The organism is Leifsonia poae (genome assembly GCF_050632195.1).
GTDB classification, from domain to species: domain Bacteria; phylum Actinomycetota; class Actinomycetes; order Actinomycetales; family Microbacteriaceae; genus Leifsonia; species Leifsonia poae_C.
Window position 1 is genome coordinate 1,355,028 of record NZ_CP192580.1, and the last position, 18,227, is coordinate 1,373,254.

The 18,227-nt window shown below is 67.0% G+C and carries 19 protein-coding genes and 2 pseudogenes; 13 read left to right on the forward strand and 8 right to left on the reverse strand.

Going from position 1 to position 18,227, the window contains the following annotated elements:
* Positions 1 to 32 precede the first annotated feature (32 nt).
* Complete coding sequence (locus ACQ86A_RS06895) at positions 33 to 1,535, reverse strand: MFS transporter (protein ID WP_431279825.1); 1,503 nt, start codon at positions 1,533 to 1,535, stop codon at positions 33 to 35.
* Positions 1,536 to 1,577: 42 nt separating this feature from the next.
* On the opposite strand from ACQ86A_RS06895, the gene ACQ86A_RS06900 reads away from it, so the two are divergent.
* The 5 genes from ACQ86A_RS06900 (at position 1,578) to ACQ86A_RS06920 (ending at position 5,238) form a co-directional block, all read left to right on the forward strand.
* Positions 1,578 to 2,096 (forward strand): phosphoribosyltransferase, encoded by a 519-nt coding sequence (locus ACQ86A_RS06900; protein ID WP_431279826.1) that lies wholly within the window; start codon positions 1,578 to 1,580, stop codon positions 2,094 to 2,096.
* Positions 2,097 to 2,140: 44 nt separating this feature from the next.
* Positions 2,141 to 2,839, forward strand: a complete 699-nt coding sequence (locus tag ACQ86A_RS06905) for a uracil-DNA glycosylase (RefSeq protein ID WP_431280394.1) — start codon at positions 2,141 to 2,143, stop codon at positions 2,837 to 2,839.
* Positions 2,840 to 2,875: 36 nt separating this feature from the next.
* Positions 2,876 to 3,454 (forward strand): GNAT family N-acetyltransferase, encoded by a 579-nt coding sequence (locus tag ACQ86A_RS06910; protein WP_431279827.1) that lies wholly within the window; start codon positions 2,876 to 2,878, stop codon positions 3,452 to 3,454.
* 88 nt (positions 3,455 to 3,542) lie between these two features.
* Complete coding sequence (locus ACQ86A_RS06915) at positions 3,543 to 4,631, forward strand: hypothetical protein (RefSeq protein ID WP_431279828.1); 1,089 nt, start codon at positions 3,543 to 3,545, stop codon at positions 4,629 to 4,631.
* A gap of 58 nt (positions 4,632 to 4,689) precedes the next feature.
* Entirely contained in the window at positions 4,690 to 5,238 is a 549-nt protein-coding gene (locus ACQ86A_RS06920; protein ID WP_431279829.1) for an EXPERA domain-containing protein, read from the forward strand.
* A gap of 9 nt (positions 5,239 to 5,247) precedes the next feature.
* On the opposite strand, the gene ACQ86A_RS06925 is transcribed toward ACQ86A_RS06920, so the two are convergent.
* Positions 5,248 to 5,580: a DMT family transporter gene (locus ACQ86A_RS06925; RefSeq protein WP_431279830.1), complete on the reverse strand. Its 333-nt coding sequence runs from the start codon at positions 5,578 to 5,580 to the stop codon at positions 5,248 to 5,250.
* A 68-nt stretch (positions 5,581 to 5,648) separates the two neighbouring features.
* Here ACQ86A_RS06925 and ACQ86A_RS06930 point away from each other — a divergent pair, with 68 nt between their 5' ends.
* Positions 5,649 to 6,110, forward strand: a complete 462-nt coding sequence (locus ACQ86A_RS06930; RefSeq protein ID WP_431279831.1) for a VOC family protein — start codon at positions 5,649 to 5,651, stop codon at positions 6,108 to 6,110.
* 192 nt (positions 6,111 to 6,302) lie between these two features.
* On the opposite strand, the gene ACQ86A_RS06935 is transcribed toward ACQ86A_RS06930, so the two are convergent.
* From ACQ86A_RS06935 to ACQ86A_RS06950, 4 genes are all read right to left on the reverse strand, one after another.
* Positions 6,303 to 7,079 carry a hypothetical protein gene (locus tag ACQ86A_RS06935; RefSeq protein ID WP_431279832.1) on the reverse strand — a complete coding sequence of 259 codons (777 nt, stop codon included), beginning with the start codon at positions 7,077 to 7,079 and terminating at the stop codon, positions 6,303 to 6,305.
* Positions 7,076 to 8,008, reverse strand: a complete 933-nt coding sequence (locus ACQ86A_RS06940; protein WP_431279833.1) for an ABC transporter ATP-binding protein — start codon at positions 8,006 to 8,008, stop codon at positions 7,076 to 7,078. Before ACQ86A_RS06940 ends, ACQ86A_RS06935 begins: the two co-directional genes overlap by 4 nt.
* Complete coding sequence (locus ACQ86A_RS06945) at positions 8,005 to 8,367, reverse strand: GntR family transcriptional regulator (protein ID WP_431279834.1); 363 nt, start codon at positions 8,365 to 8,367, stop codon at positions 8,005 to 8,007. The genes ACQ86A_RS06940 and ACQ86A_RS06945 overlap by 4 nt, the downstream gene beginning before the upstream one ends.
* A 116-nt stretch (positions 8,368 to 8,483) precedes the next feature.
* Positions 8,484 to 9,185 carry a hypothetical protein gene (locus tag ACQ86A_RS06950; RefSeq protein WP_431279835.1) on the reverse strand — a complete coding sequence of 234 codons (702 nt, stop codon included), beginning with the start codon at positions 9,183 to 9,185 and terminating at the stop codon, positions 8,484 to 8,486.
* Between the two features lie 68 nt (positions 9,186 to 9,253).
* On the opposite strand from ACQ86A_RS06950, the pseudogene ACQ86A_RS06955 reads away from it, so the two are divergent.
* Both ACQ86A_RS06955 and ACQ86A_RS06960 read left to right on the forward strand, forming a co-directional pair.
* Positions 9,254 to 10,680: pseudogene (locus ACQ86A_RS06955) on the forward strand (amidase).
* A gap of 69 nt (positions 10,681 to 10,749) precedes the next feature.
* The gene (locus tag ACQ86A_RS06960; protein WP_431279836.1) at positions 10,750 to 12,147 is read left to right on the forward strand and encodes a pyridoxal phosphate-dependent decarboxylase family protein; all 1,398 of its coding nucleotides are present in this window, start codon (positions 10,750 to 10,752) and stop codon (positions 12,145 to 12,147) included.
* Between the two features lie 10 nt (positions 12,148 to 12,157).
* On the opposite strand, the gene ACQ86A_RS06965 is transcribed toward ACQ86A_RS06960, so the two are convergent.
* Together ACQ86A_RS06965 and ACQ86A_RS06970 are read right to left on the reverse strand one after the other, a co-directional pair.
* Positions 12,158 to 13,948: a gamma-glutamyltransferase family protein gene (locus tag ACQ86A_RS06965; protein ID WP_431279837.1), complete on the reverse strand. Its 1,791-nt coding sequence runs from the start codon at positions 13,946 to 13,948 to the stop codon at positions 12,158 to 12,160.
* A gap of 30 nt (positions 13,949 to 13,978) precedes the next feature.
* Positions 13,979 to 14,353, reverse strand: coding sequence for a DUF1844 domain-containing protein (locus ACQ86A_RS06970; protein WP_431279838.1), 375 nt, complete (start codon positions 14,351 to 14,353; stop codon positions 13,979 to 13,981).
* Positions 14,354 to 14,621: 268 nt separating this feature from the next.
* On the opposite strand from ACQ86A_RS06970, the gene infC reads away from it, so the two are divergent.
* From infC to ACQ86A_RS06995, 5 genes and pseudogenes are all read left to right on the forward strand, one after another.
* Complete coding sequence (gene infC / locus ACQ86A_RS06975) at positions 14,622 to 15,278, forward strand: translation initiation factor IF-3 (protein ID WP_431280395.1); 657 nt, start codon at positions 14,622 to 14,624, stop codon at positions 15,276 to 15,278.
* The gene (rpmI, locus tag ACQ86A_RS06980) at positions 15,278 to 15,472 is read left to right on the forward strand and encodes a 50S ribosomal protein L35 (RefSeq protein WP_431279839.1); all 195 of its coding nucleotides are present in this window, start codon (positions 15,278 to 15,280) and stop codon (positions 15,470 to 15,472) included. The genes infC and rpmI overlap by 1 nt, the downstream gene beginning before the upstream one ends.
* Positions 15,473 to 15,502: 30 nt before the next feature.
* Positions 15,503 to 15,895: a 50S ribosomal protein L20 gene (gene rplT / locus ACQ86A_RS06985; protein ID WP_387061220.1), complete on the forward strand. Its 393-nt coding sequence runs from the start codon at positions 15,503 to 15,505 to the stop codon at positions 15,893 to 15,895.
* 28 nt (positions 15,896 to 15,923) lie between these two features.
* A pseudogene (locus ACQ86A_RS06990) lies at positions 15,924 to 16,738 on the forward strand (TrmH family RNA methyltransferase).
* Between the two features lie 39 nt (positions 16,739 to 16,777).
* Entirely contained in the window at positions 16,778 to 18,226 is a 1,449-nt protein-coding gene (locus tag ACQ86A_RS06995) for an ArsR/SmtB family transcription factor (protein WP_431279840.1), read from the forward strand.
* Position 18,227 lies beyond the last annotated feature (1 nt).

Genomic DNA, 18,227 nt, shown 5'->3' on the forward strand with positions numbered 1-18,227 from the left:
CGGCATCTTCTGTCACATGGGCGCTGCGAACGTCAGACGACGGGGTCGATGGCAGCCTCGACGACCGGCTCCGCATCCGCGAACGCCAGCTTGGGTACGAAGAACAGCAGCACCGCGGCGACGGCGGCACCGAGGCCGCAGATGGTCCAGACGAGCATGTAGCCGAACAGGCTGGCGGCCGTGGTGGTGACCGTCGCCGCCCCGGCTAGGAGAACCACGCCGAACACCGCGGACGCGAACGATCCACCGATCGTCTTCGTGGTGTTGGTGAGCGCCGTGGCGATTCCGGTCTGTCCGCGGGGCGCGGCTGCCGCGGCGGCTGCAGGCAGAGCGCCGACCAGCGCGCCCGATCCGATGCCCGCGATGGCCATGTTCGTGAACACCTGCCAGGTCTCCTGATGGAACGGCAGGAACAGCAGGTAGCCGATCGCCACGAGGAAAGAAGCGACGATCAACGTCACCCGCGGCGTCAGCCACGACGAGACGACGGGGAAGAGCACGGCTCCGACGATCATCGAGATCAGATACGCGCCGATCAGGATGCTGCGCTGGCCGGCCGACAGACCGAGCCCGTATCCGTTCACCGGGTCCGTACCCGCGAAAGTGCTGAGCGGCGCCTGCGCGCCAAGAAGGCTGATGCCGATGAGTCCCGCCGTGAGCTGCACCGGCCACATGTTCGGTCGGCGAAGCACCCGGAGGTCGATCGCCGGATCCTCCTGCTTGAGTTCGTAGCGGCCGAACGGGATGAACGTGAGGATGCCGGCGGCGATGAGCACCCAGACCCACCAGGTTCCGACGCCGTTGATGCGGAGGAAGGTGAGCCCCGAGGTGATGAGCAGCAGACCGAGGGTCAGGATGCTGAAGCCCACCGCATCGAGACGCCGCCCGGGGCTCGGCTCCGACTCGGGGACACCGAACAGGATCGCGAAGAAGACGAGCGTGACGGCGATCGCGGGCACGATCAGGGTGAGTGTCACGTTTCCGCCCAGCGCCTCGAAGAGGAGACCGGCACCGACGGCGCCGATGATCGCCCCCAATTCGAGGGCTACGACGAGCAGGCCGGCCGCCTTGCGGGTCTGCGAAGCTGCGGTGCCGGTGCGACGTCCGCGGTCGAAGATCAGGGCCACTTCGAGCGGCAGCCAGACGACGTAGAAGCCCTGCAGAGCGAACGCGATGAGGAAGGTCACGAAGTTGCCCGAGAAGGCGAGCGCCCACGTCGAGAGGGCGGTCAGCACCGTGGCGATCAACAGGATGCGCTTGTGCCCGAACATGTCGCCGAGCTTCGCGAGCACAGGCACGACAAGGGCGGAGAGCAGAAGCTGCGCTGCCTCGAACCAGTTGTAGTCCGCGTCGTGGATCCCGAGGTGCTTGACGATGTCGGAGATCAGGGGCACGTAGTAACCCTGCAGAATGCCACTCGTCAGCTCGACGAAAGCGAGCCAGCCGATGAGGCCGGCGGTGACCCCGATCGTCACGGCGCCGCGGCGGTTGATTCGGGTGGGGGCGCCCTCAGCGCGCGTCCTCTGTGACGTCATTGCTGGATGCTAACACCCGCGGCACGCGGGTACGGTAGAGGGATGGCCAGCCAACTCGACGACTCAGGTTCCACCGTTCTCGCGGACACGGAACGGGAGGTTCTCGGCTGGCTCGAATTCGGCGAGGCTTCGCGCCATCTCGCCGGCGAGGTCGTGGAATCCGGCTTCGAACCCGATGTCGTCGTCGCCATCGCGCGCGGTGGTCTGCTGCTCGCCGGAGCAATGTCGTACGCGCTCGGGATCAAGACCTGCGGCGCCCTCAACGTGGAGTTCTACACCGGGGTGGACGAGCGCCTCCCCGAGCCCGTCGTGCTGCCGCCCCTGCTCGACGAGGCATCGCTCGCGGCCAAGCGGGTGCTGCTCGTCGACGACGTCTCCGACTCGGGCCGCACGCTGGCGATGGTCGTCGACCTGATCGCCGCATCCGGTGCCGAGGTGCGCACCGTCTGCCTCTACAGCAAACCGCGCACGGTGCTCGAGCCCGACTTCATCTGGCGCCGCACCGACCGTTGGATCACCTTCCCCTGGTCGGCGCTCCCTCCTGTGACGGCCGGCGAGTAGTCCGACGGACTCCGTTGCCCGAGACGACAGCGCCCGAGACGACCGTGCCGAAAACCCTCGCCGAGCTCGCCGCCGACGGCTCGATGGACCCGGGATGGGCGGCCGTCCTCGAACCCGTCGCCGACCGCATCGCGGACATGGGCTCCTTCCTCCGTGGTGAGGTCGCGGCTGGTCGGCACTATCTCCCCGCCGGGCCGAACGTGCTCCGGGCTTTCCAAGCGCCGCTCGACGACGTGCGCGTTCTCATCGTCGGCCAGGACCCGTATCCGACTCCCGGACATCCGATCGGCCTCTCCTTCGCGGTGGAAAAGGATGTGAGACCGCTGCCGCGCAGTCTGCAGAACATCTACAAAGAGCTGCGAGACGACCTCCAGGTCATGCCCCCGCCCCACGGCGATCTGAGCGCATGGTCGCGGCACGGGGTCATGTTGTTGAACAGGGTGCTGACCGTGCGGCCGGGGGAGCCGGGGTCGCATCGCGGAAAGGGGTGGGAGGCCGTGACCGAGCACGCCATCCGCACACTGGTGCAGCGGGACCGTCCGCTCGTGGCCATCCTGTGGGGCAGGGATGCGTCGACGCTGAAACCGATGCTGGGAGCGACCGCGGTCGTCGAGTCCGCGCATCCGAGCCCCCTGTCCGCGTCGCGTGGCTTCTTCGGATCGAGGCCCTTCTCGAGAGCGAACGCCCTGCTCGAGTCGCTCGGAGAGAAGCCCGTCGACTGGTCGCTGGAGCCCGCGCTTTAATCTCGGCGAAACATCCGGCGGCGTAGGCTTGTCGTCGTGCTTGAAGAGGAATACGAGACGCGCCGCCAGCTGCCCCCGCACCTGCGCAAGGCGGAGCCTGCTCCGGCTCCGTTCGAGTACAGCATCCGGGAGGCGGAGCCCGCCGATCTGCCCTGGATCCGCGAGATCTACAACCACTACGTGGCCAACAGCACCGTGACCTTCGACGAGGACGCGATGACGCTGCGCGAGTGGAAATCCAAGTACGCATACCTGCACAAGCTCGGCATGCCCTTCATCGTGGCCGTGTCCCCGAGCGGGCAGATCCTCGGCTACGCACTGGTCAGCCCGTGGAAGCAGAAGCGCGCGTACCGCTTCACCGTCGAGAACTCGATCTACCTGGGCGCGGCCTCCACCGGTAAGGGTCTCGGACCCGTGCTGATGCAGGAGCTGATCGACCGCTCGAAGGCAGCCGGCCTCAAGGAGATGATCGCTGTCATCGCCGACAAGGGTGCCGAGGCCTCCATCAAGATGCACGAGAACTTCGGCTTCACGGAGATCGGTCGCATGGGCCGCGTCGGCTTCAAGTTCGATCGGTGGCTGGGAACGGTCCTGTTGCAGAAATCCCTGAAATAACGATTCGGCTTTTCGGCCCTTTCGGCCCCTCCTGGGCAGCTACTGTGGCGCTAGCAGCACCTGTACCTGTTCATACTTTGGGGGGAATATGCGCTCGAAGAGCGTTGCCTCGGTTGCCGCCGTCGCGCTGGCGACGGTCGTCGCGCTGACCGGATGCGTCTCGGCGGAGCCACCCGCGGCAGCCCACGCATCTGCACCGTCGCAGACAGCGAAACCGACGCCAACTGTCGCAAGCGCGCCGAGTGTTCGCGTGCCGACGACGTGCGACGCGCTGGTGCCTCGTGACGCCGCGAATGCGGCGGCCGCAACGCCTGTGCTTCCTTCCACCCCACGCCGCTCTCCACTACCGGTCGCGTATGCCGATGACCGCGTCGGCGCGCTCAGCTGCGAGTGGAAGGCGGATGTGGCGGCCGACTGGCCCGACACGTCGATCGTCGGGATCACCGTCATTCCGGATGTGACCAAGGCGGCCTTCGACGAGGTGCGGAACGGCAGCATCTCGTCGCTAGTCCGTCCAGGCAAGTACGGTGCAGACTCATACACGCTATGCGAATTCGGGGGTTATGGAACCGCCTGTTCGTTCTCCGAGTTGGCGAACGGCTACGCAGTTGTCGGGAGCATCTTCCGGGTCGGCAAACAGGAGGACTCGACGGTGAGTGCGGCGAACGATGCGTTGTTCGATCGGGTTCACGCGGTCGCAGCCTCGCTCGCGCCGCCTGCGGCTCGGTGGGAACCCGCGAGCGCATCCATTCGCGGGGCGTCGACGTGCGATGACCTCGCGACCATCCGTCAGATCACCGCTGTGTTCCCGGGGACGGACCCGAACGAGTACAGGTCCGAGGGCGGCGAGGACGCATACTCCACTCTGAGCACGGCGCAGGCAGTCGGTTCCTATTACTGCGTGCTGGCGGGCTCGGATGGGACTTGGAGTCTGCAACTCGCGGTTCTGCCCGGAGGGGCGTCATACGTCCACACCGCGGAGCAGTCCCGAGCCGACCTCGCATCCGTCCAATCGATCGCGGGTGTCGGGGACAGTGCTTCGTACTTTCCGACGACGGGGACGCTGGACATCGTCGCCGGAAACGGCTGGGTGCAGCTCGAGTCCAAGGGCGCGCCGCTCGACAAGATCAAGGCGATGGCGGCAACCGTACTGACCAATCTCGGGTACGCCGGCTGACGACCGATCAGCGGTTCGCTCCTGCGTGATCACCGTCCCAGTCACTAATGTTTCTCGAGTGACCACAGTCAGCCCCGATCAGGCACCGGTCGCGTCCGTCGCCCCCGCGAAGCCCGCGAACCTGCCCTTGCGCAAACGTCCCGTCGACATCTTCTTCCTCTGCGTCTTCTCGCTCTTCATCGTGACGTGCATCATCAGCGACTCGGTTGAGGGGCTCGGACTCGACCAGGTAGCCGATTCGAAGAACATCCTCGTGCAGTGGAACTACACGTACTCGTCCAACTTCGATCCGCTGTACCAGTCGCATCCGCTGTGGTTGCGCTTCATCAGCGGAACGTCGGCGTTCGTGTACGTGGGGTTCTACGTGCTGCTGATCGTGGCGCTGGTCAAGGGTTTCAACTGGATCCAGCTCTACGCCGTGATCTACGCGACGATGATCATCTCGTTGACCGCCATCCCGATCTTCGGGGTCGAGTTCTTCGGTCCGGTCGGGGAGCGCACGCCGAACCCGGGAGTGTTCCTGCTCTACAACGTGCCCTATGTGCTCATCCCGCTGTTGCTGCTCATCCGGATGCGGAAACCCCTGCCGTTCACGCGCAAGTTCTGACCCCGCGGGTCAGGCGTGCTTGCCGCCGAGTTCGAGGAGACCGACGCCGGCGATGACGAGCACGATGCCCGCGATCTGCACCCAGGTGAGCGACTCCTTGAAGAAGACCCAAGAGATCAGCACGATAGCGACAACACCGATCGCCGACCAGATCGCGTAGGCGATGCCGAGGGGGACACCGCGGCTCAGCGACTGGGAGAGCGCGGCGAACGAAGCGACATAGCCGACCACCACGATCACGAAGGCCCACCACTTGGGGTTGTCCGCGGAGGTGAACTTGAGGAAGGTCGTGGCGACCACCTCGGTGGCGATGGCGATCGCGAGGAAGAGGTATCCGAGCATTGCTGGTTGCTCCCGTCGGCCGGCGCACGCCAGGCTCAGAACAAAGGTAGCGACCGAAGGGGACAGGGATGAGCGACACGGGTGCGAACGCGAACGGTACAGCAGGCGACGATTCGCGGGTGCGTCAGCTGCGCATCGTGGTGGAGGCGGAGGACTACGAAGCGGCGCTGAGCTTCTACCGTGACGTGCTCGGGCTCCCCGAGCAGGAGTCGTACTCGGGCGATGGTGGGGCAGAGGTGGCGATCCTCGATGCCGGGCGTGCAACCCTCGAGATCGCGAACCCCGCGCAGAAGGCGATGATCGACGAGGTGGAGGTTGGGCGGCCGGTCGCTCCGCACATCCGTCTGGCCTTCGAAGTGGGCGACACTCGCACTGTGACCGCGCGACTCGTCGCGGGCGGCGCAGAGCTCATCGCGGCACCGACGCTCACACCGTGGAACTCGCTCAACGCGAGGCTGGCGGGGGCAGCGGATGTGCAGCTCACGGTCTTTCAGGAGCTCGCGGATGAGGGTGGCCCGGGCGCTTCCTGAGGGTCCGCTATGACGTCCTTTTGGAACCCGTGAGCGTTTCGTCGCAGGGTGTCCGGCCCGACTTACAGTGAACCTGACGTCATCAACGGCGGGTTCTGCGGACACATCGCGGGGGCCGGCCGCGACGAGGCAGATGAACAACCGTGGCCGGGAACCCTGGGGTCCCCGGCCACGTCCATGTCTGCGGTGCGATCAGCTCTTGGGGGTTGCGCGGCGGAGGACGAAGAACCCGGCAAGTGCCGAGATCACCGTCGGAACGAGCAGCCAGGCGACCACCCCGACCGGTCCCATGTCGGCGAACCAGGTGCCGACAGCGGGCCAGCTCTGCGTGAACGTGACGAGAGCGACCAGTCCGACGATCACGATGGCGAGCACGGCACCGGCGACGAGCAGGCCCGCCATCCGCCACCGCATGAACAGCGTCGCGCTCGCTGCCCCGAGGAAGAAGACGAAGAGCAGCATGACGAAGACCACGAAGAAGCGAGTGAAGAATCCGCCGGTGCTGAAGTAGACCGAGGTGAAGAGGTGGCCGCCGAGGCCCCAGCCGTTCGTCCACTCCTCGATGAACGAGAGCACGCTGAAACCGATCGCGTACCCGACAGACAAGAGAAGGAAGGTGAGCGAGGCCCCGAACCAGAAATCGCGGCGGGTGACGCTGTACCCGAGCGCGAACGGGAATGTCGCGCTGACCACCGTGATGCCGACGATGAGCATGTAGACGAAGATGTAGAACCCGCCACCCGCCCACTCGGTGCCCTCCATCGCCTTGGCCCGGCCGCTCTCCGGGGTGGCAACGTAGATGATCCACCAGATCACGTAGTTCACCAGCCAGATGAACGCCATCACCATGATCGGCGTCCAGACGGTCGACCACTTGTTGACGAGTGCCAGCCGGACGACGCGCCAGGTGCGCTGGGCGGATGCGGGGGTGGTGCGGAGGATCGCTGCCTCCGGTGCGATGGCGGTCATGCGCTCTGCTCGAATTCTGTCGCGCGGACGTTGGTCTTGCGGATGATGAGCTGCTGGAGGGAGACGGGCGAGAGCTCGAGGCCGGAGGCCACGGCTTCGGCCCGCTGGGCGGGGCTGAGCGCCCCAACGGTCACGGAGGCGAGGCCGCCGATCCCGTCGCGGTGCAGTACATCGAGGCCGGCGACGAAGGCGTCGACCGCGGCACGCTGGCCGACGACGGTGCTCGCCGAGCCGCGCATCTCCTCGGCGTCCTGGTCCATCAGGATGCGCCCCTGGTCGATCACGATCACGTGCTCGAGCAGGTTGGCCACCTCGTCGATCAGGTGGGTCGAGAGGATCACCGTGCGGGGATGCTCGGAGTAGTCCTCGAGGAGGCGATCGTAGAAGATCTGCCGCGCCACCGCATCCAGACCCAGATACGGCTCGTCGAAGAACGTCAGCGGCGCGCGCGAAGCGAGCCCGACGATGACCCCGACCGCGGAGAGCTGGCCCCGGGACAGCTTCTTGATGCGCCGGTTCAGCGGGAGGCGGAAGTCGTCGATGAGCTGCTCGGCGAACTCGGCGTCCCAGTTCTCGAAGAACCATGGGGCGCTGCGGAAGACGTGCTTCGGCTGGAAGTCGTCGGGGTAGCGCTGGCTCTCCTTGATGAAGCAGATGTTCTGCAGGATGCGTGCGTTCTCGACGGGCTTCTCACCGAACACCCGCACGTCGCCGCTCGTGGCGAAGTCCTGCCCGGTGAGCAGCTGCATGATGGTGGTCTTGCCTGCGCCGTTGCGGCCGAGGAGGCCGTAGATCTTGTTGGGCTTGACGGTGAAGCTCACATCGTCCAGCGCGGTGAACGATCCGAATCGCTTGGTGAGGCCTTCGACGTGCACGGCGGGCGCGATCGAGGTCGGCTGCTGTGCGGACGTGGTGTGGGTGGCGGTCATGCGCTGACTCCTTCCTTGGCGATCATGTCGGTCAATTGGCTGGGGTCGATCCCGAGCTTCGCCGCCTCGGCGAGCAGGGGTCGGAGGTACTCGTCGCGAAACGCGTCGCGCCGTTTGGCGATGAGGCGCTCGCGGGCGCCGTCGGCTACGAACATGCCGATTCCTCTCTTCTTGTAGAGAATCCCGTCGTCCACCAGGATGTTGACGCCTTTGCCTGCGGTGGCGGGGTTGATGCGGTAGAAGCTGGCGAACTCGTTGGTCGAGGGCACCTGGGTCTCGGTGGGGTAGACGCCGTCGATGATGTCGTTCTCGATCTGTTCGGCGATCTGCACGAAGATCGGCTTGCCTTCTTCGATCATTCGCACCTCCCTCGGGTCGGTCTAACCTCGTCGGTTAGTTACTCATGTAACTAACCAACCAGGCTACGCGAAGATTGTCAAGCACCGATCGGCACTCGACTCGAATGGAGGGGGTGTCAGACGATGTTGATCGTGACGTCGTCGATGAAGAGCAGCAGAGCGACGATCACGGCGAGGCTGCCGGTGATGCCGAGCAGGGCCGGGTGAGCGAGCCCGATCAGCAGGCGGTGCGTTCGGGGTTCATCGGTGAGGAATGTCTTCGGGATGCGCGTGCGCGTGGGCTGCGCGCGCCAGCCCCGCAGTCGCGACAGGTACCACGCGTAGCGGAAGATCAACCAGAGCCAGAGGACGAGGATGACCACGGGAACGATCTCGACGAGCAACTGGAGCCCGACCCCGAGCGTGTCGACCTCGTTGTCGTGCCCCTCGGTCTGAAGCTGCACGGCGATCGTCGAGCTCAGCACCACTGAGAGCGTCCAGGCGAAGAAGGCGAAGACGTAGGCGGAGAACCGCGCGAAGAAGTGCCCGAGCACGGATTCGCTGCGCCGGAGGTGCGAGTGCGGAGTCTGCGAGAGGACGATCACGGTGGCGGTGAACGTCGGCAGAACGGCGACCACGACGATCGCGATCACGATCGAGGCGTGCCAGTTGTAGTGATCGGCCGGCACGAGCAGCAGAATCCAGAACGCGGCCCAGATCCAGCCGGCGGTCAGTGCGTGCTCGACGAGCCAGACCGGGTGTCTGTTCTCGTAGTGAGCCGCCGCCCGCAGAACGGAGCGTCGCGCCACGACCTGCTCGACCGGTTCCCGCTCCTCCATTCGATCACTGTACTGCGAGTCAGGATTCGGGGCTCCGCGCTCGGCCGGGCACGGGCTAGCCTCGGATCATGGCCGAACTTCACGAGCTGACCGCGCTCGCCCTCTGGCAGGAGTTGCAGAGCGGCGGGGTCTCGCCCCGAGAACTCACGGAGCACTACCTCGCCAGGATCGAACGGGCCAATCCCCAGCTCGGTGCGTTCGTGACCGTGACGCGTGAGGCCGCACTTGCTCGCGCCGACCATGTCGCCGAGGAGGTGCCGCGCACCGCGCCGCTTTGGGGCTTCCCGATCGGCGACAAGGACCTGTGGATGCGCGCCGGCGTGCACACCGGCTTCGGCTCCCGCCTCATGGCCGACTTCGTGCCCGACACCTCGGATGAGATCGTGGAGACGATGGATGCGGCCGGCGCGATCAGCCTCGGCAAGACGAACGCGCCCGAGTTCGGCCTGCCCGCGTACACCGAGTCGCTCGCCGCGCCGCCTGCTCGCAATCCGTGGAATCCGGATCTCGGCGCAGGTGGATCGAGCGGGGAGCAGCGGTCGCCGTGGCAAGCGGAATGCTGCCGTTCGCGCCGGGGTCCGACGGCGGCGGATCCATCCGCATCCCTGCCGCCGCATGCGGTCTGGTCGGCCTCAAACCCTCGCGCGGGCTCGTGCCGGCGGGGAGCGGCATCGGCTCCCTCGGCGGTCTCGTCGTGCAGGGCCCGTTGGCGCGCACGACCGCTGACGCCGCACTCCTGCTCGACGGGATGATCGCCAAGCGTGACGGCCGCATCGACCACCACTACACACTGCGCGCACCCTACGAAGACGAAGGACCCTTCCTCGGCACCGCGGTGCGTGGCGAGGGCCGCTTCCAGCTCGGCGTGATGACGACCTCCGCCTGGGACGACGCATACGAGATCGTCGTATCGCCCGAGGCTCGTGCAGCGCTGGATCAGGCTGTCGCCGCCTTTGCTGAGCTGGGTCACGGCATGGAGGAGACAGCCCTCGTTCCGGATGCGACGTACGCGCCTGCATTCCGCACGATCTGGCAGGCGGGTGCGGCGAGCATCCCTGCCGAAGGTGAAGCGGAAGACCTGCTCGAGCCGCTGACGAAATGGCTGCTGCACCGGGGCCGGGCGCTGTCGGCTCGCGAGCTGGGGGAGGCGCTCTCGGCCCTCACCGCGTACGAGCGTTCGATGATCAAGCAGCTGTCGTCGTTCGACGCCGTGCTGACTCCCGCAATGGCGATGACCCCGCGACCGGTCGGCTGGTTCGACCAGGAGGACGGCGAACGCAACTTCGAGCAGCAGGTGCAGTACACGCCGTTCACGTCGATGCTCAACGTGTCGGGACTGCCCGCGATCGTGCTCCCGGTCTCCCAGACCGACGACGGGCTGCCGATGGGCGTTCAGATCATCGGTCGCCCGGGCGGTGAGCGCACGCTGCTGTCGCTGGCCACGCAGCTGGAGCGGCGCATCCGGTGGCAGTTCCGGCATCCGTCGACCTGGTGATGTCGGGGAGCGCGAGGATTCTCGAGCGCACCTGTGACGTGTCCACGCGGCCAGCGTACAATCCCCACCGTGGATGGCAACGGCGACGATCCTCGGTCCGACACGTACGACGGTGCGCTCGGTGAGGCGGCGGCGCTCGCACACCGCTGGCTGAGCGGAATGCGTGACGCGCCCATCCCGCCGTCCGCGACCATCGAGCAGGTGAAGGATGTGCTCGGGCGCACCCTGCCCGACCGCGGGCCCGCTGCTCCACTGGTTTTGAGCCGGCTCGCCGAGGCGGTCGAACCCGGACTGATCAGGATGCACTCGCCCCGGTTCTACGGCTGGGTCATCGGCGGCGCGCAACCGGCCGCGCTCGGAGCCGACTGGCTCGTCTCGTCGTGGGATCAGAACTCCGCTTTGCGCAACGTAACGCCCGGTGTCGTCGCCGCGGAAGAGGTCGCCGGGGAGTGGCTGCTCGACCTGCTCGGCCTTCCAGAATCTGCGGAGGTCGGATTCGTGACCGGAGCGACCATGGCCACGTTCGTGGGAGTGGTGACGGGCCGGGATGCGGTGCTCCGTGCGGCAGGCTGGGACGTGCGCGCGAACGGACTCACCGGAGGTCCCCGGGTGAGATTTCTCGCGGGCGAGGAGCGGCACGGCTCGGTCGACGACGCCGGGCGCTTCGCGGGGCTGGGGACCCCATCCCTCGTCGCCGCTGACGAGCAGGGCCGGATGCGCACCGATGCCTTGCGAGCGGCCCTGACGGCAGGGGACGGACCAACGGTCGTCTGCCTGCAGGCGGGAAACGTGCATTCCGGGTCGTTCGACGACCTGGCCGGCGCGATCGACGTCGCCCACGAGGCAGGTGCCTGGGTTCACGTCGACGGTGCCTTCGGTCTCTGGGCAGCCGCTGCTCCCGGTCTCCGGCATCTGACCGCCGGGCTCGCCGGCGCAGACTCCTGGGGCACGGATGCGCACAAGACGCTCAACGTGCCGTACGACTCGGGGGTCGCTATCGTCGCTGAGGCGATGGCGTTGCACTCGTCGTTCTCGCAGCAAGCGGCCTATCTGCCCTCCTCGACGGAGGGCTCGGATCCGAGCGACCGCGTGCCCGAGCTCTCCCGACGGGCTCGGGGAGTGCCGGTGTGGGCTGCGCTCGCGCGGCTCGGCCGCGAGGGTGTCGCGGAGCTCGTCCAGGGGCTCGCGGATGCGGCGGCGGCGCTCGCCGCGGGACTCCGTACGGTGCCAGGGGTGAGCATCCTGAACGAGGTCGTGTACACACAGGTGTGCGTCTCGTTCGGTGACGATGAGACGACGCGTCAGGTCGGTGCGAAATTGGATGCAGCCGGAGTGGTTTTCGCTTCGCCGTCACGCTGGCAGGAGCGCGCGGTTCTGCGATTCTCGGTGAGCAACTGGCTCACCGATGCCACCGAAGTGGAGCGAACCGTGGAGGCCGTTCGAGCGGCGGTCGGTGCGGTGCGCTAGCCCTCGAGACCTACCGACCGGCTGCGTAGCCCTGCACCCCGCGCGGATTGGCCGCTGCGGTGAGCACGCCCCTCTCGAGATCGCGACCGACCGACGAGAGACGTCCGAGCGCCCAGTCGCCCGCCCGGGTCACCACGTGCCCACGGGCCTCGAGGTCGGAGATCACGTGGTCGCCCAACCGGTTCTCGACCACCGCTCCCGCCGGCTCCCACGTGCGCGGCCAGAACGATCCGGGAACCGAGGTCGTGTGCAGGGCCGGTGCGTCGATCGCCTGCTGCGGGGTGTACCCGCCCACGATCGTGCGCAGCAGATAGAGCAGCTGCCACTGATCCTGCTGATCGCCGCCGGGGGAGCCGAGGGCGTTGACGGGATGCCCGTCCTTCAGCACCAGGGTCGGAGTGAGCGTCGTCCGGGGTCGCCTGCCAGGGCGCAGCGTCGACGTCGCACCGTCCTCCAGCCACGTCATCTGCAGTCTCGTGCCCAGACAGAACCCGAGCGCGGGAACGGTCGGCGACGACTGCAGCCAGCCGCCCGACGGAGTGGCCGACACGATGTTGCCCCAGCGGTCGACGACATCGATGTGGCAGGTGTCGCCCCGCGTCTCGCCGGTCGGACGCACGGTGGGCTCGCCGACCCCGGCGGCCTCGACGGGCGCGTTGTACTCGGTTCGGAGCGGCGGGATGAACGGGGTACTGCCCGGCACGACGCCGGGACGGAACTCGGCGGAGGCGCGGTCTCCGATCAGTGCCCGACGCTTTTCGGCGTACTCGCGGGAGAGGAGCACGTCGAGCGGCACCTGGCCGTCGCCGTAGTAAGCCTCGCGGTCGGCATAGGCGAGCTTCTGAGCCTCGAGAATGGTGTGGGCGCCGATCGCGGTCGATGGGTCGAGTCGCTCATCCTCGAACCCGTCCAGGATGGCGAGGGTCTGCAGAAGCGCGGGGCCCTGCCCCCAAGCGCCCGTCTTCGCGATCGTGTGCCCGCGGAATTCGAGCGTCGTCGCGGACTCGTACGAGGCGCTGTACGCCGCGAAGTCGTCGATCGTCATGACGCCGGCGTGGTCGGTTCCCGACGAGTGCCGGTGCGGCGCCGATAGGAACTCGACGGCCTGCTGCGCGACGAATCCGGTCTTCCATTCGGTGCGGGCGGCGTCGATGCGGCTCTCGCGATCGGGTGCGTCCTCGCCCGCAGTGATGAGCCGATCCAGCACGGCGGCGTACGCCGGATTCGTGATGAGCTCGCCCACCTCGGGCAGCCGGCCGCCGCTCAGCCAGTGCTCGGCAGAGCTGGTCCAATGGTCGGTGAACAGGCGCTCGACGGTGGCGATGGTGGCCCGCACACGTTCGAGCACCGGATGCCCATCGCGCGCATACCCGACGGCGAACGCGAGCGCGTCAGCCAGCTCCCAGGTGCCGTGGTCGCGCAGGAGCAGGAGCCACGCATCCACTGCGCCCGGAACGGCGGCAGCGAGAGCGCCGGAACCCGGCACGAGCTCCAGACCCTCGGCCAGGTAATGCTCGCGGGTCGCGCCGGCGGGCGCTGGCCCCTGTCCGGAGAGCACTGTCGGCGTCGGGTCGTCGGCGGTCGCGAACAGCGCGACCATGTCGCCACCCGGACCGTTCAGGTGCGGCTCGACGACGTGCAGCACGAACGCGCCGGCGAAGGCCGCGTCGAACGCATTGCCCCCGCGTTCTAGGACGGACTGCGCGCTCGCCGTGGCGAGCCAGTGCGTGGACGCGGACATCCCGAAGGTGCCCTCGAGGGTCGGGCGGGTGGTGAACGACGACGGCGGCGTGAAGCTCATCGCTTCAGGCTAGCGACAGGATGCGACCCGCTAGTTCACCGGGCCGGTGTACTTCTCGCCCGGTCCCTTGCCGATTTCGTCGGGGAAGGGGGAGGCCTCGCGGAACGCCAGTTGCAGCGAGCGGAGTCCGTCGCGGAGGCTGCGGGCGTGCTGGTCGCCGAGGTGCGCAGCGCTCGCGGTGACCAGACCGGCGAGGGCGTCGATGAGCTTGCGGGCCTCGTCGAGGTCGGTCTGCGAATCCGGGTCGTCGGCCAGCCCGCACTTGACGGCCGCCGCGCTCATGAGGTGCACCGCCGTCGTCGTGATGACCTCGACCGCGGGGACCTCCGCGATGTCCCGGGTTGCTTCGTCGTATGCTTCCTCGGTGGCCTCGACGTAGCGCCGAGCCTCGGGTGTGTCGCTCACTGCATTCCTCTGCTAGAATCGTTCGGGCTCCGGGACTTCTGTTCCGGTACGAAAGTGGAGATTCCTCCCACCCGCGCTTGACCGCTTCATTAGGTTACCGGGTTGTTGCACTCCGCCGTCGCGCCGCCAGCGCGAGGGTAGTCAGGGTGCTGTACCAGCTGTGCGAGAAATCGCAGAGCGACGTTGGTGCGTGGAAAATCCTCTCTCGCCGTGACTGTCAACCGACAGGAACGAGGCTGAAGACATCGCTAGATCAGAGGAGAAACGCATCAGCGATCCCCGTACCAATGACCGTATCCGCGTCCCCGAAGTTCGACTTGTCGGCCCCAGCGGTGAGCAGGTCGGCGTCGTCAAAATCGAGGTCGCCCTCCGACTCGCGCAGGAAGCAGACCTGGATCTGGTTGAGGTTGCTCCCAACTCCAAGCCGCCTGTCGCGAAGATCATGGACTACGGCAAGTTCAAGTACGAGGCTGCGCAGAAGGCGAAGGAAGCCCGGCGCAACCAGGCGAACACGATCCTGAAAGAGGTTCGTTTCCGCCTCAAAATCGACAAGCACGACTACGAGACCAAGCGCAAGCGCGCCGAAGGCTTCCTGAAGGCCGGCGACAAGGTCAAAGCCATGATCCTGTTCCGCGGTCGCGAGCAGTCGCGCCCCGACCAGGGCGTGCGCCTGCTGCAGCGCTTCGCGGAAGACGTGGCCGAGTTCGGCTCCGTCGAGTCCACCCCGACCATCGACGGTCGCAACATGGTCATGGTCATCGGCCCCCTGAAGAACAAGTCAGAGGCCAAGGCCGAGGCCAACGCACAACGTGCCGCTTCGAAGGCGCGGGCTCACGCCCCCGCCGAGGAGCCGGCTGCTGCCGCAGACGACTCTGCGCAGTCCGAAGAGAGTTCGCCCGCCCAGGCGACGAATGAGGAGAAATAATGCCCAAGCAGAAGACCCATTCCGGGGCCAAGAAGCGCTTCAAGATCACCGGTACCGGCAAGATCATGAAGCAGCAGTCCGGCATGCGCCACAACCTTGAGGTCAAGTCGAGCGACCGTAAGCGCCGCCTGAACGCGGAGCAGGTCATCGCTCCGGCCGATGTCAAGAACATCAAAAAGCTGCTCGGCAAGTAACCCCACCCGACTTTAAGGAAGTAAAGAGAAATGGCAAGAGTAAAAAGGGCGGTCAACGCTCACAAGAAGCGTCGGGTCATCCTCGAGCGCGCCGAGGGCTATCGCGGTCAGCGTTCGCGCCTCTACCGCAAGGCCAAGGAGCAGGTCACTCACTCGCTGGTCTACAGCTACCGTGACCGCCGTGCGCGCAAGGGTGACTTCCGTCGCCTGTGGATCCAGCGCATCAACGCTGCGAGCCGCGCGAACGGCCTCACGTACAACCGTCTGATCCAGGGTCTGGGTCTTGCCGGTGTCGAGGTCGACCGTCGCATCCTCGCCGAGCTGGCCGTCAACGAGCCCGCCACGTTCGCTGCCCTGGTCGAGACGGCCAAGAAGGCTCTTCCCGCCGACACGTCGGCACCGAAGGCCGACGCCGCTGCGTAAGTTTTCTTTGCATCACTAAGCTGGTGCCATGCTTGACAACCCGCGCTCACCGCGCGTTCGAGCCGTGGCCAAACTAGCGAAGAGAGGAGCCCGGTCTGAGACCGGGCTCTTTCTCTTGGAAGGGCCTCAGGCTGTCGCCGAGGCACTGACCTTCCGCCCCGAACTGGTGGTGGAGCTCTACGCGACCCCGACCGCCCTCGAGCGGTACAGCGACATCGGGCAGACGGCCGTGGATGCAGGCGTCGACGTCGAGTTCGTCACCGAGCAGGTGCTCGAGGCGATGGCCGACACGGTCACCCCGCAGGGGTTCGTGGCGGTCTGCCGACAGTTCCCGACGTCGATCCGCGACATCTTCTCCGGCGAACCGCGCTTGGTCGCGGTGCTGGAGGAGGTGCGCGATCCAGGAACGCGGGCACGATCATCCGGGCCGCCGACTCGGCCGGCGCCGACGCGGTCGTGCTGACCGGGCGCACGGTCGATCTCTACAACCCGAAGGTCGTGCGGTCGACGACGGGCTCGCTGTTTCATGTGCCGGTCGCTGTCGGGGCGAGCCTCGACGATGTCGTCGAGCGCGCTCACGGTGCCGGACTGCAGGTGCTCGCTGCCGACATCAAGGGCGAGGATCTGCTCGCCGCTCGCACCGATGGACAGTTGGCGCGACCGACCGCGTGGGTCTTCGGTAATGAGGCCCACGGGCTGGCCGACGATCTGCTCCACCTGGTGGATCGGGTCGTCACCGTTCCCATCTATGGGCAGGCCGAGTCGATGAACCTGGCGACGGCGGCATCCGTCTGCTTGTACGAGTCGGCGTTCGCTCAGCGGTCTTCGGAGCTTTTTGATTAACCCTTGCGTTATATAACGCTTGCTTGATACGTTCGGTCCATGGATGCGCTTGAGGCGATCGGCGACCCCGTGCGGCGCCGCTTCGTCGAATACCTCGCAGCGGGGGATGCGCCTGCCGGCGCTCTCGCCGACCTGGCTGCGGCGGAGTTCGCCATCAGCCAGCCCGCCGCGTCCCGACACCTGCGCGTGCTGCGTGAGACGGGCGTGGTGACGAGCCGGGTCGACGGCAAACAGCGCGTCTACACGCTCGACGGCGCCGCAATCGAGGCGGCGGCCGACTGGTTCGACCGGCTGCGGGACTTCTGGCCGCAGCGTCTCGATGCCCTCGAGACGGAGCTTGCACGGGGAGGCGGAACGGAGCGTCGGGGCGTGGGGCGACGGACCGCGGAGCCGCGAACGGAAAGGAAGCATCGTGACGATCTGGGGAGACATCGCGCTCGATGGCGCGCGGCGCACGGTGACGGTGGAGCAGAGCTCCACGCCACGCCGGCCGAACTCTGGAGCGCTCTGACCGAGCCCGAGCGGCTGGCGCGCTGGATCGGCCGGTTCTCGGTCGACGGTCACGAGTACCGACTTGAGATGGGCGACGACAGCAGTGGGGGTGTGGTTTCCGGACGCGTGCTCGCGTGCGAGCCCGAGCGGCGCATCCTGGTGCTCTGGCAATTCAGCGGTGAAGGACAGGTGGAGGCGACCACCGAGCTCGAGGTCGCGATCAAGCCGGTCGAGGACGACCGAGTGAGCATGTCGTTGACCCACCGCCGCGTGCAAGCGGTCTCCGCAGCGGCATACGGTGCCGGCTGGGAGGACGTGCTCACCCACCTCGCACGCGAGGTCGGCGGCGACCCGTCACCGATCGGCGATCGCGGGTATGTGGGGGAGGCGGCCGATCCGGCGGCGTTCGACAGTGCCCTGGATGTGTATCGCCGCGTCGAAGCCGGGCTCGTGCGCGCGCAGATGATTCGTTCGAGCGGGAAGTCGGGTGTCCATCTCGAACGGCATCTCGATGCGCCGGTGTCGACCGTTTGGGACGCGATCACCCTCCCGGACCGGATCGGTCGCTGGCTCTGGCCGGTGGTGGAGTGGCCCGACGATCCCGAGCGGACGAGAGCGCTTCAGCTCGGGGACGCATTCGTGCTGGGCGACGCGAACGTCCCTGACAGCGCTCACGCGATGGAGGTACTCGCGCTGGAGCACGAGCGGCTGCTGTCGTTCACGTGGGGTCCGGAGCGATCGGCCGTGACCATCCGGTTGGCGGCAGACGGCGGCGGGACGCTCTTCGTACTCGATCAGGATGGGATCCCCGACGTGTTCGGGGCTGGTCGCCTGCGTTCGGCACCCGATTTCGCCGCCGGCTGGCACTCGCTCGTGGACGGGCTCGTCTTGCTGCTCGCGGGGCTCAGCGTGCCGAAACCGGAGGGGCTTTGGGATGCCGCGTACGAGGTCTACGCGGAACTCGACGCCCGCGAAGGCTCCTCCACAGGCGGGTGAG

Bases quoted from the DNA above. Each gene is read 5' to 3' on its own strand.
- ACQ86A_RS06895 (WP_431279825.1), bottom strand. From the start codon at position 1,535: ATGACGTCACAGAGGACGCGCGCTGAGGGCGCCCCCACCCGAATCAAC.
- ACQ86A_RS06900 (WP_431279826.1), top strand. From the start codon at position 1,578: ATGGCCAGCCAACTCGACGACTCAGGTTCCACCGTTCTCGCGGACACG.
- ACQ86A_RS06915 (WP_431279828.1), top strand. From the start codon at position 3,543: ATGCGCTCGAAGAGCGTTGCCTCGGTTGCCGCCGTCGCGCTGGCGACG.
- ACQ86A_RS06925 (WP_431279830.1), bottom strand. From the start codon at position 5,580: ATGCTCGGATACCTCTTCCTCGCGATCGCCATCGCCACCGAGGTGGTC.
- ACQ86A_RS06930 (WP_431279831.1), top strand. From the start codon at position 5,649: ATGAGCGACACGGGTGCGAACGCGAACGGTACAGCAGGCGACGATTCG.
- ACQ86A_RS06935 (WP_431279832.1), bottom strand. From the start codon at position 7,079: ATGACCGCCATCGCACCGGAGGCAGCGATCCTCCGCACCACCCCCGCA.
- ACQ86A_RS06940 (WP_431279833.1), bottom strand. From the start codon at position 8,008: ATGACCGCCACCCACACCACGTCCGCACAGCAGCCGACCTCGATCGCG.
- ACQ86A_RS06945 (WP_431279834.1), bottom strand. From the start codon at position 8,367: ATGATCGAAGAAGGCAAGCCGATCTTCGTGCAGATCGCCGAACAGATC.
- ACQ86A_RS06950 (WP_431279835.1), bottom strand. From the start codon at position 9,185: ATGGAGGAGCGGGAACCGGTCGAGCAGGTCGTGGCGCGACGCTCCGTT.
- ACQ86A_RS06965 (WP_431279837.1), bottom strand. From the start codon at position 13,948: ATGAGCTTCACGCCGCCGTCGTCGTTCACCACCCGCCCGACCCTCGAG.
- rpmI (WP_431279839.1), top strand. From the start codon at position 15,278: ATGCCCAAGCAGAAGACCCATTCCGGGGCCAAGAAGCGCTTCAAGATC.
- rplT (WP_387061220.1), top strand. From the start codon at position 15,503: ATGGCAAGAGTAAAAAGGGCGGTCAACGCTCACAAGAAGCGTCGGGTC.
- ACQ86A_RS06995 (WP_431279840.1), top strand. From the start codon at position 16,778: ATGGATGCGCTTGAGGCGATCGGCGACCCCGTGCGGCGCCGCTTCGTC.